The sequence below is a fragment of the Shewanella sp. c952 genome, from assembly GCF_019654975.1.
Classification (GTDB): domain Bacteria; phylum Pseudomonadota; class Gammaproteobacteria; order Enterobacterales; family Shewanellaceae; genus Shewanella.
The window spans coordinates 21,870-37,225 of sequence record NZ_BPEW01000041.1 but is presented as its reverse complement, the minus strand read 5'-3'; the positions used below and the strand labels follow the sequence as shown (position 1 = coordinate 37,225).

The following is a 15,356-nucleotide window of genomic DNA, read 5'->3' as shown; positions in this document are numbered from 1 at the left end:
GTGGCTGTGGCTGTGGCTGTGGCTGTGGCTGTGGCTGTGGCTGTGGCTGTGGCTGTGGCTGTGGCTGTGGCTGTGGCTGTGGCTGTGGCTGTGGCTGTGCAGAATATTGACGAGAAACTAAAACTAATACAATTAAAATATAGGCATAAAAAAGGCCGAACAATTTGTTCGGCCTTTTAAACTAAGACTTATTTACTCTGCAGTGTCTTCAACAGCTTCAGCTGCTTCAGGACGACCTACTAGTTCAATGTACGCCATAGGCGCTTTATCACCAGTACGTAAACCGCACTTAAGAATACGAGTGTAACCACCAGGACGTTCCTGGAAGCGTGGACCCAATTCAGTAAATAACTTACCAACGACTTCAGCGTCGCGAGTACGTGCAAATGCCAAACGGCGGTTTGCTACACTATCACTCTTAGCAAGTGTTATCAGAGGTTCAACTACGCGACGCAGTTCTTTCGCTTTAGCTACAGTAGTTTTGATCACTTCGTGACGAACTATTGAGCATGCCATGTTACGAAACATAGCTTGACGATGACTGCTGTTACGGTTTAGTTGACGACCACTCTTACGATGGCGCATGACCTAATCCTTATTACCTATATCTGTACTAATCTGGACTTAAAGGTCGTCTGCTAAACTAGCTGGAGGCCAGTTTTCAAGACGCATACCTAACGACAGTCCGCGAGATGCTAGAACATCCTTAATTTCGGTAAGAGATTTCTTACCCAAGTTAGGAGTTTTCAACAACTCAACTTCAGTGCGTTGTACCAGATCGCCGATGTAATGAATCGCTTCAGCCTTCAAACAGTTGGCTGAACGTACAGTTAGCTCTAAATCGTCGACAGGACGCAACAATATCGGATCGAACTCCGGCTTCTCTTCTACTGGTGCAGCCTCAGTCACATCACGTAACTCAACAAACGCATCTAGCTGTTCAGCAAGAATTGTTGCAGAGCGACGAATAGCTTCCTCAGGATCGATAGTACCGTTTGTGGTCATATCAATAACGAGTTTATCTAAGTCTGTACGCTGTTCAACACGAGCAGCTTCTACATTGTATGCAATGCGAGCAACTGGTGAGAACGAAGAATCAACCAACAAGCGGCCGATAGGGCGATCATCGTCTTCAGTTTGTGCACGGGCAGAAGCCGGTACATAACCACGACCACGCTCTACGCGGATACGCATGCTGACTTCATTATTACCTGTCAAATGACAGATAACATGGTCAGGATTCATAACGGTAACATCACCGTCATGCGTGATATCTGCTGCAGTAACAGGGCCTGCGCCTGACTTACTAAGCGTAAGCATAGCTTCGTCTTTCCCTTCGATAACAACTGCTAGACCTTTAAGGTTTAACAATATCTCAAGGATATCTTCTTGCACGCCTTCCTTGCTACTGTATTCATGCAGTACACCATCGATCTCTACTTCGGTAACCGCGCAGCCTGGCATAGACGACAATAGGATACGACGCAACGCGTTACCTAAAGTGTGACCAAAACCACGCTCTAGCGGCTCCAGTGTAACCTTGGCACGTGTTGGATTAACCTGCTCGATATCAACGAGACGCGGTTTAAGAAATTCTGTAACAGAACCCTGCATTGTGTCCTCTCTTTTGTTTTAACTTTACTTAGAGTAAAGTTCGACGATCAGCTGTTCGTTAATTTCCGCAGACAAATCACTACGCTCAGGAATGCGCTTGAAAGCACCTTCCATCTTAGTGTTGTCAACTTCAACCCATGTTGGCTTTTCGCGTTGAGCCGACACTTCTAAAGCCGCTTTAATACGAGCTTGAGTACGTGACTTCTCGCGAACGCTCACTACATCATTCGCAGACACTTTGAATGATGGAATGTTAACGACGCTACCATTAACCATAATTGACTTATGGCTAACTAGCTGACGTGATTCAGCGCGTGTTGCACCGAAGCCCATACGATAAACTACGTTATCAAGACGGGTTTCTAAAAGAGTAAGTAGGTTTTCACCAGTGTTACCTTTTGTACGTGCAGCATCTTTGTAGTAGTTACGGAATTGCTTTTCTAGCACACCGTAAATACGACGAACTTTTTGTTTCTCGCGAAGCTGAACGCCATACTCAGACAAACGGGTCTTACGAGCGCCGTGTTGTCCAGGTGCAGTTTCAAGCTTACACTTCGAATCGATTGCTCTCACGCCGCTTTTTAGGAAAAGGTCTGTACCTTCTCTGCGGCTGAGCTTGAGCTTTGGACCCAAGTATCTTGCCATGTTCTTTCTCCAACTATCCTATTTAAAAACGACGTGTTAAACGCGACGTTTCTTAGGAGGACGACAACCATTATGAGGGATAGGCGTCACATCGGTAATATTGGTTATTTTGTAACCAACCGAGTTTAGTGCACGAATCGCAGATTCGCGTCCTGGACCTGGACCCTTCACAAACACTTCTAGGTTTTTAACACCGTAGTCCTGAGCGGCAGTACCTGCGCGTTCAGCAGCAACCTGTGCAGCAAATGGGGTAGATTTACGTGAACCACGGAAACCTGAACCACCAGAAGTTGCCCAAGATAGTGCGTTACCTTGACGATCTGTAATGGTAATAATAGTGTTGTTGAAAGACGCATGGATATGCGCCATACCATCAGCAACCTGTTTACGTACACGCTTACGCGGAGAACGTGACGGAACTTTAGCCATTGTGGATTACCCCGTTACTTTCTAATTGGTTTACGTGGACCTTTACGCGTACGCGCATTGGTCTTAGTACGTTGCCCACGAAGGGGAAGGCTACGACGATGGCGAAGGCCACGGTAACAACCAAGGTCCATAAGACGCTTGATGTTCATGGAAACTTCACGACGCAAATCACCTTCTACAATGTAGTTGGCAACTTCTTCGCGTAGAGTATCTATTTGAGCTTCGCTCAATTCCTTGATCTTAGCGTCTTCAGCAATTGAAGTAGCCGCGCAAATAGCTTGTGCGCGAGTACGACCGATGCCGTAGATAGCAGTCAATGCAATGACTGTGTGCTTTTGATCAGGAATGTTAATGCCAGCGATACGGGCCACTATGCACTCCTCAAGTTAAAGGTCATCTGTGAAAAGCCCGGTAGGATACTCGACAGACGACAATTTAGCAAATAATATTTTGACCAGCCCCGACTGGGCTGGTCAAATCTTTCTTTTAGCCTTGACGCTGTTTGTGTTTAGGTTCAACACAAATCACGCGAACAACGCCACTACGCTTTACGATCTTGCAGTTACGGCAGATCTTCTTCACGGAAGCTCGAACTTTCATTTCATCACTCCGAGATTACTAGCTTAGCGACCAAAGCGATCTAAATTCGCTTTGTTTACCAAGTTAGCTTTCTTCATTACAGACTCATACTGATGAGACATCATATGGGTCTGAACTTGAGCCATGAAGTCCATGATTACGACTACCATAATTAGTAGTGAAGTACCGCCAAAATAGAACTGTACTTGCCACGCAATTAACATGAACTCCGGAATTAAGCAGATAAAAGTAATATATAACGCGCCAGCTAATGTTAGGCGGGTCATTACTTTATCAATGTAACGCGAAGTCTGTTCTCCAGGACGAATCCCGGGAATAAACGCACCACTCTTCTTCAAGTTATCTGCTGTTTCGCGAGGGTTAAATACCAACGCAGTATAGAAGAAACAGAAAAAGATAATCGCTGTTGCATACAACAATGAGTACAGCGGTTGTCCTGGTGACACAGCAAGTGAAAAATCACTCAACCATGACATGGACTCATTTTGACCAAACCACTGAGCCAGTGTGCCTGGAAACAAAATTATGCTGGACGCAAAAATAGGCGGGATAACACCAGCCATATTTATCTTAAGCGGTAGATGTGTGCTTTGCGCTGCGAAGACCTTACGGCCCTGTTGACGCTTAGCATAGTTTACAACGATACGACGTTGTCCACGCTCTACAAATACCACAAAATATGTGACAGCAAAAACGATTACTGCCAGCAACAACAATACTAGTACACTTATGTCGCCTTGACGCGCCTGCTCGGCCGTTTGACCGATAGCAGATGGCAGACCTGCAACAATACCTGCGAAAATTAATATCGAGATACCGTTACCAATGCCTCTCTCGGTAATTTGCTCACCTAACCACATTAGGAACATTGTTCCTGTGACTAAGCTGACAACCGCAACAAAGTAAAATCCGAATCCTAGGTTTACTACTAAACCTGGGACTAAGTTCGGAAGACCGGTTGCGATACCGATAGCCTGGAATGTACCCAGGACCAACGTGCCGTATCGTGTATATTGACTAATCTTCTTTCTTCCCGACTCGCCTTCCTTTTTCAATTCAGCGAGAGCAGGATGAACGACTGTCAATAACTGCATAATGATCGATGCCGAAATATACGGCATGATACCTAATGCAAAAATAGAGGCACGTTCAAGGGCGCCACCAGAGAACATGTTAAACATGCCTAAGATGGTACCCTTTTGCTGATTAAACAGCTCTGCTAGTACAGCAGCGTCAATACCAGGAATTGGTACAAACGAACCGGCTCTAAAGACGATAATTGCACCAATCACGAACAGGAGACGGGTTTTCAATTCAGATAAACCGCCTTTCGCGCTTTTTAAATCAAGTCCTGGTTTTGCCATCGACGTATTATTCCTCGATCTTGCCACCGGCAGCTTCAATAGCTGCACGTGCACCTTTGGTTACCTTCAGACCTTTAACGGTCACAGGGCGCTCAATGGTACCTGAAAGAACGATTTTAGCAAACTGTATGTTGCGAGTAACTAGATTCGCATCTTTCAGCGCATTTAGGTCGATAACATCACCGTTAACTTTAGCTAGTTCGCTAATGCGAACTTCAGCTGATACCAACGCACGACGCGAGGTAAAACCGAATTTAGGTAGACGGATCTTAAGTGGCATTTGACCACCCTCGAAACCTACGCGGACACCGCCGCCAGAACGAGACTTCTGACCTTTGTGACCACGACCTGCAGTTTTACCTAGGCCTGAACCGATACCGCGACCTACACGCTTAGCTGCTGATTTAGCACCTGCAGCAGGTGATAGAGTATTTAGACGCATCTTATACTTCCTCCACCGAAACCATGTAGTAAACCTTGTTAATCATACCGCGAACAGAAGGAGTATCTTCTAGTTCAACAGTGTGATTAATGCGGCGTAGACCTAGACCAGTCAAAGTTGCACGATGCTTAGGCAAACGTCCAATTGAACTCTTGGTCTGAGTTACTTTAAGTGTTTTAGTAGCCATGGTGCATTAACCTCGAATTTCATCAACATTCAGGCCACGCTTAGCTGCAATTTGTGATGGTGACTTCATGTGCACCAACGCATCTACAGTTGCGCGAACGATGTTGATCGGGTTAGTAGAACCGTATGCTTTTGACAGAACGTTATGAACGCCTGCTACTTCCAATACGGCACGCATTGCGCCACCGGCAATAATACCGGTACCGTCAGAGGCTGGCTGCATGTAAACACGAGAACCAGTGTGACGACCCTTTACAGGGTGGTGTAAAGTACCGTTGTTCAATTCAACGTTTACAATGTTACGGCGAGCCTTTTCCATTGCTTTCTGAATTGCTGCTGGTACTTCACGCGCTTTACCATAGCCATAACCGACTTTACCATTACCATCACCGACTACAGTTAGTGCAGTGAAGCTAAAGATACGTCCGCCTTTAACTACTTTAGAAACACGATTAACTGCAACTAACTTCTCTTGCAGATCGTCTTTTTGTTGAGCTTCAAATTTAGCCATTTTTCATCATTCCTTAGAACTTGAGGCCAGCTTCACGAGCGGCGTCTGCTAATGCAGCAACGCGTCCGTGATACTTGAAGCCGGAACGATCGAATGCAACTACAGCTACGCCTTTTTCGACAGCGCGCTCAGCAACGGTTTTACCCACTACTTTAGCTGCATCTACGTTACCTGTGTACTTTAGCTGCTCTGATACCGCTTTTTCAGCAGTAGAAGCTGCCGCCAACACTACGTTTGCAGGACTAATGACCTGAGCGTATGTGTGACGTGGTGTACGATGTACAACCAGACGATTAACGCCCAGCTCTTGGATCTTCTTACGGGCGCGAGTCGCGCGGCGTAAGCGAGATGTTTTCTTATCCATATCGCGTTACCTACTTCTTCTTAGCCTCTTTACGGCGTACTTGTTCATCAGCATAACGAACACCTTTACCTTTGTAAGGCTCTGGTGGACGGTAGCCGCGAATCTCAGCAGCAACCTGACCAATTAACTGCTTATCTGTACCCTTAAGTACGATTTCAGTTTGGCTAGGACATTCTGCTGTTACGCCGTCAGGAAGTTCGTGGACTAGTGGGTGAGAAAAACCTAAAGTTAAATCAACGCCTTTACCAGCGATTTTCGCACGGTAACCGACACCAATTAACTGAAGTTTCTTTTCAAAACCAACAGTAACACCAACAACCATATTGTTGATTAAAGCTCGAGCTGTACCCGCTTGAGCGGCAGTTTTCACGCCTTCAATCGGGCTACACTTGATTTCGTTGTCTTCTACAACAACAGAAACGTCAGTGTTAATTACTCGAGTCAAACTACCTTTAGTACCTTTTACGGTGATAGTTTGTTCGTTTAAAGTCACTTCTACGCCTGCAGGAATAGCGACTGGTGCTTTTGCGACACGAGACATTGCTAGCTCCTTATGCTACGTAGCAGATAACTTCCCCGCCCATGCCATTTTGGCGGGCAGTACGATCAGTCATCAAACCTTTAGAAGTGGACACAATAGCGACACCCAGTCCGCCCATAACCTTTGGAAGTTCGTTTTTACCTTTGTAAATACGAAGACCAGGACGGCTAACGCGCTGGATAGTCTCAACGACTGGCTGACCTTGGAAATACTTAAGAGTAACTTCCAGTTCAGGCTTGGCTTCATCTGCTACGGCGTAGTCAGTGATGTAACCTTCTTCTTTAAGCACTTTCGCGATAGCGATTTTTAGCTTAGCAGAAGGCATCTTCACAGATACGTGTTTAGCAGCTTGGCCGTTACGAATACGTGTTAACATATCCGCAATAGGATCTTGCATGCTCATATTAGCTTACTCCGTGACAAGTGCTTACCAGCTGGCTTTTCGTAGGCCAGGAACTTCACCGCGCATAGTTGCTTCACGTAATTTAATACGGCTAAGGCCGAATTTACGTAGGAAACCATGTGGGCGACCAGTTTGACTACAGCGATTGCGCTGACGCGCCGCGCTAGAGTCACGTGGTAGAGCTTGTAACTTAAGTACTGCATCCCAACGATCTTCGTCTGAAGTTGTTGGACTGCTAATGATAGCTTTAAGAGCTAGGCGCTTTTCAGCGAACTTAGCTACGAGCTTGGCACGTTTTACTTCACGTGCTTTCATTGAACTTTTTGCCATTACGCTACCCTTATTTCTTGAATGGGAAGTTAAAGCCTTCGAGCAAAGCTCGGCCTTCTTCGTCATTCTTCGCAGAAGTAGTGATTACAATATCCATACCGCGGATCTTATCGATTTTATCGTATTCGATCTCTGGGAAGATAATTTGCTCACGTACGCCCATCGCATAGTTACCACGACCGTCGAATGACTTAACACTCATACCACGGAAGTCGCGAATACGCGGGATTGCGATATCTACTAAACGCTCTAAGAATTCCCACATACGCTCACCGCGCAGTGTAACCTTACAGCCTATTGGGTAGCCTTCACGGATTTTAAAACCAGCAACTGACTTACGAGCTACAGTCACTACTGGCTTCTGACCAGCGATAGCAGTCATGTCACGAAGCGCATGCTCCATAACTTTCTTATCTGCTACTGCTTCGCCAACACCCATATTAAGGGTGATCTTTTCAATCCGAGGGACTTGCATGACACTGGTAAAACCAAACTTTTTGACAAGTTCAGGACTAACAGTCTCTTGATATTTATCATGCAGTTTCGCCATCGTTTACTCCAATTACTTAACGAGTTCACTGTTCGACTTAAAGAAACGGACTTTTTTGCCGTCTTCAAATCGGAAACCAACGCGATCAGCTTTGCCAGTGGCAGAGTTGAAAATCGCTACGTTTGATGCTTGTATCGGTGCTTCTTGCTCAACAATACCGCCAGCTACGCCCAATTGTGGGTTTGGCTTTTGGTGTTTCTTGACAAGGTTAATACCTTCTACAATTAATTTACCAGTAGTTAGAACCTGAGAAACCTTACCGCGTTTCCCTTGGTCTTTACCTGCTAGTACAATTACTTCGTCTTGACGACGTATTTTTGCTGCCATTTTGAAGCTCCTTACAGTACTTCTGGTGCCAGCGAGACAATTTTCATGAATTGCTCTGTACGCAATTCACGTGTCACTGGTCCAAAGATACGAGTACCAATCGGTGCAAGGTTTGCGTTAAGCAAAACCGCTGCGTTCCGATCGAAGCGAATGACAGAACCGTCTGGACGACGTACGCCTTTCTTAGTACGGACTACCACCGCGTTATATACATCACCTTTCTTCGCTTTACCGCGAGGAATTGCTTCTTTTACAGAAACCTTGATGACGTCGCCGATTCCGGCATAACGACGATGAGAGCCACCCAAGACCTTAATACACTGAACTCTACGAGCGCCACTGTTACAGGCGACTTCTAGAGTCGATTGCATTTGGATCATTTTAAGTGCTCCGCTATCGTTACTTCATAATCCCACATAGGGGTACATTTATTGCCCGATTTTCGACTTTAATTTAGTCAAAAATGGCGCGCAAGTGTAACACCTAAAAATAGGAATAGATAGTACTAAAAATACAAACGGCTCCGAAAATCGGAGCCGTTTAACTAAATACCTAATAAACTTAGGCTTTTGATACTACTTCAACCAGAGTCCAAGACTTAGTCTTAGACAGCGGACGGCATTCGCGAATAGTCACGACATCGCCAGCATTACACTGATTTTGTTCGTCATGTGCATGGACCTTAGTAGTACGCTTAAGGAACTTCCCGTATAAAGGATGTTTAACCTTACGCTCAATAGCTACAGTGATAGACTTGTCCATCTTGTTGCTAAGTACTCGACCCTGCAAAGTACGGATATTATCAGACATTATGCACCCGCCTTAGAAGTAATAATGGTCTTAACGCGCGCAATGTTGCGACGCACGATTTTAAGCTGATGAGTCTGAGTCAACTGACCAGTGGCGTGTTGCATACGCAGATTAAACTGCTCACGCAGCAGACCAAGCAGTTCAGCGTTCAGTTCTTCAACGCTCTTTTCTGTTAGTTCGCTCGCTTTCATTACATCACCGTCTTAGTTACGAAGGTAGTCTTCAGAGGTAATTTTGCAGCAGCAAGAGCAAAGGCTTCACGAGCCAACTCTTCTGATACGCCATTCATCTCATAAAGAACCTTACCTGGTTGAATCTGGCAAACCCAGTATTCAACGTTACCCTTACCTTTACCCATACGCACTTCAAGAGGCTTAGAGGTAATTGGCTTATCAGGGAAAACGCGGATCCAGATCTGACCTTGACGTTTAATGTGACGTGTCATAGCACGACGCGCAGCTTCAATTTGACGAGCAGTAAGACGACCACGTCCTACAGCTTTCAAACCGAATTCACCGAAGCTAACTTCAGTGCCGTTCGCTAGACCACGGTTGCGGCCCTTGAACATTTTGCGAAACTTCATTCTTTTTGGTTGCAGCATTGCCAGCTCTCCTATTTACCGCGAGGCTTACGCTTCGGCTGCTGTTTCGGCTCTTCATGCTGAGGAACGATACCGTCTAGAACTTCACCTTTGAAGACCCAAACTTTAACGCCAATCACACCGTATTGAGTGTGACTCTCAGAAGTAGAATAGTCGATATCAGCACGAAGAGTATGCAAAGGTACACGACCTTCACGATACCATTCCGAACGCGCAATCTCAGCGCCGCCTAGACGGCCGCTAACTTCAACTTTGATACCTTTAGCACCAAGACGCATTGCGTTTTGAACTGCGCGCTTCATAGCACGACGGAACATAACACGACGCTCTAGCTGCGAAGCGATGCCATCGGCAACAAGCTTAGCATCTAGCTCAGGTTTACGGATCTCAGCGATGTTAATTTGAGCTGGAATACCAGTCAATTTAGCAACTGCATTGCGTAGCTTTTCTACGTCTTCGCCTTTCTTACCAATCACAACACCTGGACGGGCTGTGTGGATAGTAACACGAACACTTTTAGCTGGACGCTCGATAACAATCTTAGAAACTGATGCTTGCTTAAGTTTCTTTTCAAGAAACTTACGCACTTCCCAGTCACTACTCAAGTTATTGGCATAGTCTGACTTGTCAGCGTACCATGTCGAGATCCAAGGCTTAGTGATACCCAGACGGATACCATTAGGATGTACTTTCTGTCCCATTGCTAACTCCTAGCGATCTGATACAACCACAGTAATGTGGCTGGTACGCTTGATTATGCGATCAGCACGGCCTTTAGCACGTGGCATGATACGCTTCATAGTTGGACCTTCATCGATCATAATCGCTCCAACTCTTAATTCGTCAATGTCAGCACCTTCATTGTGCTCAGCATTAGCGATAGCAGAGTCCAGTACTTTTTTAACAAGTACTGCAGCTTTCTTAGGGCTGAAAGTTAGAATTTCGAGAGCCTTAGCAACAGGCAGTCCACGGATTTGATCTGCAACCAAACGACACTTTTGAGGCGACGTACGGGCAAAACGATGTTTAGCTAAAACTTCCATCTTATTCCTCCCGTATTAACGCTTCTTCGCTTTCTTATCTGCAGCATGGCCGCGATAAGTGCGAGTTGGTGAAAATTCACCAAGCTTGTGGCCGATCATTTCGTCAGTTACGAACACAGGTACGTGCTGACGACCATTATGGACAGCGATGGTCAACCCAATCATATTAGGGATGATCATAGAGCGACGAGACCAAGTCTTAATAGGCTTCTTGTCTCCCGCTTCCATCGCTTTCTCTACCTTCTTCAGCAAGTGTAGGTCAATGAATGGACCTTTCTTGAGAGAACGTGGCATGGCGAATCCTCTTACTTTTTATTGCGACGACGTACAATGTACTTGTCGGTGCGTTTGTTACTACGAGTCTTATAACCCTTAGTAGGCTGACCCCATGGAGATACAGGGTGGCGACCACCAGATGTGCGGCCTTCACCACCACCATGTGGATGATCTACTGGGTTCATTGCAACACCACGAACTGTCGGGCGTACGCCTCTCCAGCGTTTAGCACCTGCTTTACCTAACTGGCGTAGCATATGCTCGGCGTTACCAACTTCACCCAATGTCGCGCGGCAATCAACAGGCACTTTACGCATTTCGCCAGAGCGAAGACGTAGAGTGGCGTATGCGCCGTCACGAGCAATAACTTGTACATAAGCACCTGCAGAACGAGCGATTTGAGCACCTTTACCAGGCTTCATTTCGACTGCGTGCACTACGCTACCCACAGGGATATTACGTAGAGGCATTGCGTTACCGCTCTTGATCTCTGCATCGATACCAGACTGGATTGAATCACCAGCTTTCATGCCTTTTGAGGCAATGATGTAACGACGCTCACCGTCAGCGTAAAGTACCAATGCGATGTTAGCTGTACGGTTTGGATCATATTCCAAACGTTCAACCTTCGCAGGGATACCGTCTTTGTTACGCTTAAAGTCGATTAGACGATAATGTTGCTTATGTCCGCCACCAATGTGACGTGAAGTGATGCGACCAGTATTGTTACGGCCACCACTTTTTGATTTTTTCGCCAACAGGCCTGCAAAAGGTTTACCTTTATGCAAATCGCTGTTCACCACTTTAACTACGTGGCGACGACCTGGAGAGGTTGGCTTACACTTAATAACTGCCATGATAATTCTCCTTTGCTTATTCAGCGCCGCCGACGAAATCGATGTCAGCACCTTCAGCTAGAGTAACATAGGCTTTTTTCCAATCGCTACGACGACCAGTACGGGCACCGTGACGCTTAGTTTTACCTTTGTTAACCAAAGTGCGAACTGAATCGACTTCAACTTCGAATAGCTGTGCTACTGCAGCTTTAACTTCAGCTTTAGTTGCATCGATAGCTACACGGAAAACAACTGTATTGTTTTTCTCTGCGTTCACAGTGCTCTTTTCAGAGATATGTGGAGCAAGAATAACTTTTAACAAACGTTCTTCGCTTATCATCCCAGCATCTCCTCGATTTGCTTAATAGCTTCAGCAGTTACGAGTACTTTGTTGAATGCGATAAGGCTAACTGGATCAATACCAGCAACATCACGAACATCAACTTTGTACAAGTTACGAGCAGCTAAGAACAAGTTCTCGTCAACTTCTGGAGTAACAATCAACACGTCTTCAAGTTGCATTTCGTTCAATTTAGCTTTCAGCTCTTTAGTTTTAGGAGCTTCAACACTAAATGACTCAACAACGATAAGACGGTCTTGACGTACCAATTCAGAGAATATGCTTTTCAGCGCTCCGCGGTACATCTTCTTGTTAACTTTTTGGCTGTGATCTTGTGTTTTAGCAGCGAATGTTACGCCACCGCCACGCCAGATTGGGCCTTTAACAGTACCGGCACGTGCGCGGCCAGTACCTTTTTGGCGCCATGGCTTCTTGCCAGAGCCAACTACTTCTGCGCGAGTCTTTTGAGCACGAGTGCCCTGACGCGCGTTTGCAGCGTAAGCTACAACTACCTGATGAACCAGTGCTTCATTAAAGTCACGGCCGAAGGTAGTTTCGGAAACTTCAAGAGCACTCTGTGCGTCTTTCAATACCAATTCCATTACTATCTCCTCAGACCTTAAGCTTTAACAGCTGGTTTGATGATCAGGTCGCCATTAGTAGCGCCTGGAACTGCACCCTTAACCAGTAGCAAGTTACGCTCAGCATCTACACGTACAACGTCTAGATTCTGCGTAGTAACACGCTCTGCACCCATGTGGCCTGACATTTTCTTACCTTTGAAAACGCGACCAGGTGTCTGGTTTTGACCAATAGAACCGTTAGATCTATGAGCCAAAGAGTTACCATGTGTCATATCTTGGGCATGGAAGTTCCAACGCTTAATACCGCCTTGGAAGCCTTTACCTTTTGATTGACCAGTTACATCAACTTTCGCTATGTCAGCGAAGATATCTACATTTAGCTCAGCACCAACTTCGATGCCTTCACCATCACCATCTGCCAAACGCAATTCCCACAAACCACGACCGGCTTCAACGCCTGCCTTAGCAAAGTGACCTGCTTCTGGTTTAGTGATGCGATTAGCTTTTTTGGTACCAGTAGTAACTTGAAGTGCACGGTAACCGTCTGTATCCAAAGTTTTCACTTGGGTTACACGGTTAGCAGCAATTTCAATTACTGTTACAGGTACCGACGCGCCATCTTCATTGAAGATACGTGTCATACCTACTTTACGACCGATAAGACCGATAGCCATCTCTCAAACCTCTTCTAAGCTCAATTAACCCAAGCTAATCTGAACGTCAACACCCGCCGCAAGATCTAAACGCATAAGTGCGTCAACAGTCTTTTCAGTCGGCTCTACGATGTCAACAAGACGTTTGTGAGTACGAAGTTCGTACTGATCACGCGCATCTTTATTAACGTGTGGAGAAGTCAAAATGGTATAACGTTCTTTACGCGTTGGTAGTGGAATTGGACCACGAACCTGTGCGCCTGTACGCTTAGCAGTTTCAACGATTTCCGCAGTAGACTGATCAATCAAACGATGATCAAATCCTTTTAAGCGGATACGGATTCTTTGGTTCTGCATTGACCAGAGCTCCTAAAATGTACACATAAAAAATCACCCTCTAGCTTCTTCCATTTGGAAAAGCAGAGCGAGATGATTTAACCGTTCGACTCACAATTGGAGTCGCTGTTTTTTTACGTCAACCTCGAGGGTAGACCAATTTAAATTCGCCTAATGGTTAAGGCGAGGGGCTATTATACTGATTTTAAGTCTCAGATCAACCCCACTGTTTGAAATACCGTCAAATAGACCATATCCAACAAAGTGGCGGCTATTATACCCAGCCAGATCGAGATTGCCAGTACTTAGCGTACTTTTCTTAAGGCAATAAAAAAGGCAGCCTAAGCTGCCTTTTTCAGTATTGCGTTAAGATTAGTCGCTATTAAGCAACGATCTCTGCAACAACACCAGCACCAACTGTACGTCCACCTTCACGGATTGCGAAGCGTAAACCTTCGTCCATCGCGATTGGGCAGATTAGTGTTACTGTCATAGCAACGTTGTCACCAGGCATTACCATCTCTACGCCTTCTGGCAATTCGATAGTACCGGTTACGTCAGTTGTACGGAAGTAGAACTGTGGACGGTAGCCTTTGAAGAATGGAGTATGACGTCCACCTTCTTCTTTAGACAGAACGTAGATTTCTGACTTGAAAGTTGTATGTGGAGTGATTGAACCAGGAGCAGCAAGAACCTGACCACGCTCAACATCTTCACGCTTAGTACCACGTAGAAGAACACCACAGTTCTCGCCAGCACGACCTTCGTCAAGAAGCTTACGGAACATTTCAACACCAGTACAAGTAGTCTTAGTTGTATCTTTGATACCAACGATTTCTACTTCTTCACCAACTTTGATGATACCGCGCTCTACACGACCAGTTACAACTGTACCACGGCCTGAGATTGAGAATACATCTTCAATTGGAAGAATGAACGCACCATCGATAGCACGCTCTGGCTCTGGAATGTAAGTATCTAGAGCTTCAGCAAGCTCAAGGATCTTAGCTTCCCACTCTGGCTCGCCTTCAAGGGCTTTAAGCGCAGAACCTTGGATAACTGGTAAGTCATCACCTGGGAAGTCATATTCAGAAAGAAGTTCACGAACTTCCATTTCTACAAGCTCAAGAAGCTCTTCGTCATCTACCATGTCACACTTGTTCATGAATACGATGATGAATGGTACGCCAACCTGACGTGAAAGCAGGATGTGCTCACGTGTTTGTGGCATTGGACCATCTGTAGAAGCAACTACCAAGATAGCGCCATCCATTTGAGCAGCACCAGTAATCATGTTTTTAACATAATCGGCGTGACCAGGACAATCTACGTGTGCGTAGTGACGTGATGGAGTGTCATATTCGATGTGAGAAGTATTAATTGTAATACCACGCTCGCGCTCTTCAGGAGCGTTATCGATTTGTGCGAAATCTTTAACTTCACCACCGTAAGTTTTAGTCAATACAGCAGAGATAGCTGCAGTTAGCGTTGTTTTACCATGATCGACGTGTCCAATGGTACCAACGTTAACATGCGGTTTACTACGTTCAAATTTTTCTTTAGCCACGATA

29 protein-coding genes are annotated in these 15,356 nt (G+C 45.7%); all 29 read right to left on the bottom strand.

What is annotated here, in order from left to right:
• Positions 1-192 precede the first annotated feature (192 nt).
• Positions 193-585 (bottom strand): 50S ribosomal protein L17, encoded by a 393-nt coding sequence (gene rplQ / locus K5R16_RS19395; RefSeq protein ID WP_012153479.1) that lies wholly within the window; start codon positions 583-585, stop codon positions 193-195.
• Positions 586-624: 39 nt separating this feature from the next.
• Positions 625-1,614 carry a DNA-directed RNA polymerase subunit alpha gene (locus tag K5R16_RS19390; protein WP_020912156.1) on the bottom strand — a complete coding sequence of 330 codons (990 nt, stop codon included), beginning with the start codon at positions 1,612-1,614 and terminating at the stop codon, positions 625-627.
• Positions 1,615-1,638: 24 nt separating this feature from the next.
• A complete protein-coding gene (rpsD, locus tag K5R16_RS19385) occupies positions 1,639-2,259 on the bottom strand; it encodes a 30S ribosomal protein S4 (RefSeq protein WP_012153477.1) in 621 nt (206 codons plus the stop codon).
• A 36-nt stretch (positions 2,260-2,295) separates the two neighbouring features.
• Entirely contained in the window at positions 2,296-2,688 is a 393-nt protein-coding gene (gene rpsK, locus K5R16_RS19380) for a 30S ribosomal protein S11 (protein ID WP_012153476.1), read from the bottom strand.
• Between the two features lie 14 nt (positions 2,689-2,702).
• The gene (rpsM, locus tag K5R16_RS19375; RefSeq protein WP_012153475.1) at positions 2,703-3,059 is read right to left on the bottom strand and encodes a 30S ribosomal protein S13; all 357 of its coding nucleotides are present in this window, start codon (positions 3,057-3,059) and stop codon (positions 2,703-2,705) included.
• A 115-nt stretch (positions 3,060-3,174) separates the two neighbouring features.
• The gene (gene rpmJ / locus K5R16_RS19370) at positions 3,175-3,288 is read right to left on the bottom strand and encodes a 50S ribosomal protein L36 (RefSeq protein ID WP_006083579.1); all 114 of its coding nucleotides are present in this window, start codon (positions 3,286-3,288) and stop codon (positions 3,175-3,177) included.
• A 23-nt stretch (positions 3,289-3,311) separates the two neighbouring features.
• Positions 3,312-4,652: a preprotein translocase subunit SecY gene (gene secY / locus K5R16_RS19365; RefSeq protein ID WP_020912155.1), complete on the bottom strand. Its 1,341-nt coding sequence runs from the start codon at positions 4,650-4,652 to the stop codon at positions 3,312-3,314.
• Positions 4,653-4,659: 7 nt separating this feature from the next.
• Entirely contained in the window at positions 4,660-5,094 is a 435-nt protein-coding gene (gene rplO, locus K5R16_RS19360) for a 50S ribosomal protein L15 (protein WP_020912154.1), read from the bottom strand.
• A gap of 1 nt (position 5,095) precedes the next feature.
• The gene (rpmD, locus tag K5R16_RS19355) at positions 5,096-5,281 is read right to left on the bottom strand and encodes a 50S ribosomal protein L30 (protein WP_020912153.1); all 186 of its coding nucleotides are present in this window, start codon (positions 5,279-5,281) and stop codon (positions 5,096-5,098) included.
• 6 nt (positions 5,282-5,287) lie between these two features.
• Complete coding sequence (rpsE, locus tag K5R16_RS19350) at positions 5,288-5,791, bottom strand: 30S ribosomal protein S5 (protein ID WP_020912152.1); 504 nt, start codon at positions 5,789-5,791, stop codon at positions 5,288-5,290.
• 13 nt (positions 5,792-5,804) lie between these two features.
• Positions 5,805-6,155, bottom strand: a complete 351-nt coding sequence (rplR, locus tag K5R16_RS19345; RefSeq protein ID WP_220739663.1) for a 50S ribosomal protein L18 — start codon at positions 6,153-6,155, stop codon at positions 5,805-5,807.
• Positions 6,156-6,165: 10 nt separating this feature from the next.
• Positions 6,166-6,696 (bottom strand): 50S ribosomal protein L6, encoded by a 531-nt coding sequence (gene rplF, locus K5R16_RS19340; protein WP_220739661.1) that lies wholly within the window; start codon positions 6,694-6,696, stop codon positions 6,166-6,168.
• A gap of 10 nt (positions 6,697-6,706) precedes the next feature.
• Entirely contained in the window at positions 6,707-7,099 is a 393-nt protein-coding gene (gene rpsH / locus K5R16_RS19335) for a 30S ribosomal protein S8 (protein ID WP_020912149.1), read from the bottom strand.
• A gap of 24 nt (positions 7,100-7,123) precedes the next feature.
• The gene (gene rpsN / locus K5R16_RS19330; RefSeq protein WP_220739659.1) at positions 7,124-7,429 is read right to left on the bottom strand and encodes a 30S ribosomal protein S14; all 306 of its coding nucleotides are present in this window, start codon (positions 7,427-7,429) and stop codon (positions 7,124-7,126) included.
• 10 nt (positions 7,430-7,439) lie between these two features.
• Complete coding sequence (rplE, locus tag K5R16_RS19325; RefSeq protein WP_020912147.1) at positions 7,440-7,979, bottom strand: 50S ribosomal protein L5; 540 nt, start codon at positions 7,977-7,979, stop codon at positions 7,440-7,442.
• A gap of 12 nt (positions 7,980-7,991) precedes the next feature.
• Positions 7,992-8,306: a 50S ribosomal protein L24 gene (rplX, locus tag K5R16_RS19320; protein WP_020912146.1), complete on the bottom strand. Its 315-nt coding sequence runs from the start codon at positions 8,304-8,306 to the stop codon at positions 7,992-7,994.
• A gap of 11 nt (positions 8,307-8,317) precedes the next feature.
• Positions 8,318-8,686 (bottom strand): 50S ribosomal protein L14, encoded by a 369-nt coding sequence (gene rplN, locus K5R16_RS19315; protein ID WP_011863976.1) that lies wholly within the window; start codon positions 8,684-8,686, stop codon positions 8,318-8,320.
• Positions 8,687-8,867: 181 nt separating this feature from the next.
• Positions 8,868-9,116, bottom strand: a complete 249-nt coding sequence (gene rpsQ / locus K5R16_RS19310; RefSeq protein ID WP_220739656.1) for a 30S ribosomal protein S17 — start codon at positions 9,114-9,116, stop codon at positions 8,868-8,870.
• A complete protein-coding gene (rpmC, locus tag K5R16_RS19305; RefSeq protein WP_012144642.1) occupies positions 9,116-9,307 on the bottom strand; it encodes a 50S ribosomal protein L29 in 192 nt (63 codons plus the stop codon). The genes rpsQ and rpmC overlap by 1 nt, the downstream gene beginning before the upstream one ends.
• On the bottom strand, positions 9,307-9,717 hold the full coding sequence (rplP, locus tag K5R16_RS19300) for a 50S ribosomal protein L16 (RefSeq protein ID WP_220739654.1): 411 nt from the start codon (positions 9,715-9,717) through the stop codon (positions 9,307-9,309). The genes rpmC and rplP overlap by 1 nt, the downstream gene beginning before the upstream one ends.
• An 11-nt stretch (positions 9,718-9,728) precedes the next feature.
• Positions 9,729-10,418 carry a 30S ribosomal protein S3 gene (gene rpsC, locus K5R16_RS19295; RefSeq protein WP_202287032.1) on the bottom strand — a complete coding sequence of 230 codons (690 nt, stop codon included), beginning with the start codon at positions 10,416-10,418 and terminating at the stop codon, positions 9,729-9,731.
• 9 nt (positions 10,419-10,427) lie between these two features.
• Positions 10,428-10,760: a 50S ribosomal protein L22 gene (gene rplV / locus K5R16_RS19290; RefSeq protein WP_012144645.1), complete on the bottom strand. Its 333-nt coding sequence runs from the start codon at positions 10,758-10,760 to the stop codon at positions 10,428-10,430.
• A gap of 15 nt (positions 10,761-10,775) precedes the next feature.
• A complete protein-coding gene (rpsS, locus tag K5R16_RS19285) occupies positions 10,776-11,054 on the bottom strand; it encodes a 30S ribosomal protein S19 (protein ID WP_006083596.1) in 279 nt (92 codons plus the stop codon).
• Between the two features lie 11 nt (positions 11,055-11,065).
• On the bottom strand, positions 11,066-11,893 hold the full coding sequence (gene rplB / locus K5R16_RS19280; protein WP_220739652.1) for a 50S ribosomal protein L2: 828 nt from the start codon (positions 11,891-11,893) through the stop codon (positions 11,066-11,068).
• 16 nt (positions 11,894-11,909) lie between these two features.
• A complete protein-coding gene (rplW, locus tag K5R16_RS19275; protein ID WP_020912141.1) occupies positions 11,910-12,212 on the bottom strand; it encodes a 50S ribosomal protein L23 in 303 nt (100 codons plus the stop codon).
• Entirely contained in the window at positions 12,209-12,814 is a 606-nt protein-coding gene (gene rplD, locus K5R16_RS19270; protein ID WP_220739650.1) for a 50S ribosomal protein L4, read from the bottom strand. Before rplD ends, rplW begins: the two co-directional genes overlap by 4 nt.
• A 17-nt stretch (positions 12,815-12,831) precedes the next feature.
• The gene (gene rplC, locus K5R16_RS19265; protein ID WP_220739648.1) at positions 12,832-13,470 is read right to left on the bottom strand and encodes a 50S ribosomal protein L3; all 639 of its coding nucleotides are present in this window, start codon (positions 13,468-13,470) and stop codon (positions 12,832-12,834) included.
• Between the two features lie 24 nt (positions 13,471-13,494).
• Positions 13,495-13,806 (bottom strand): 30S ribosomal protein S10, encoded by a 312-nt coding sequence (gene rpsJ, locus K5R16_RS19260; protein ID WP_005503530.1) that lies wholly within the window; start codon positions 13,804-13,806, stop codon positions 13,495-13,497.
• Positions 13,807-14,167: 361 nt separating this feature from the next.
• Positions 14,168-15,352, bottom strand: coding sequence for an elongation factor Tu (gene tuf / locus K5R16_RS19255; protein WP_220739646.1), 1,185 nt, complete (start codon positions 15,350-15,352; stop codon positions 14,168-14,170).
• Positions 15,353-15,356: the final 4 nt, after the last annotated feature.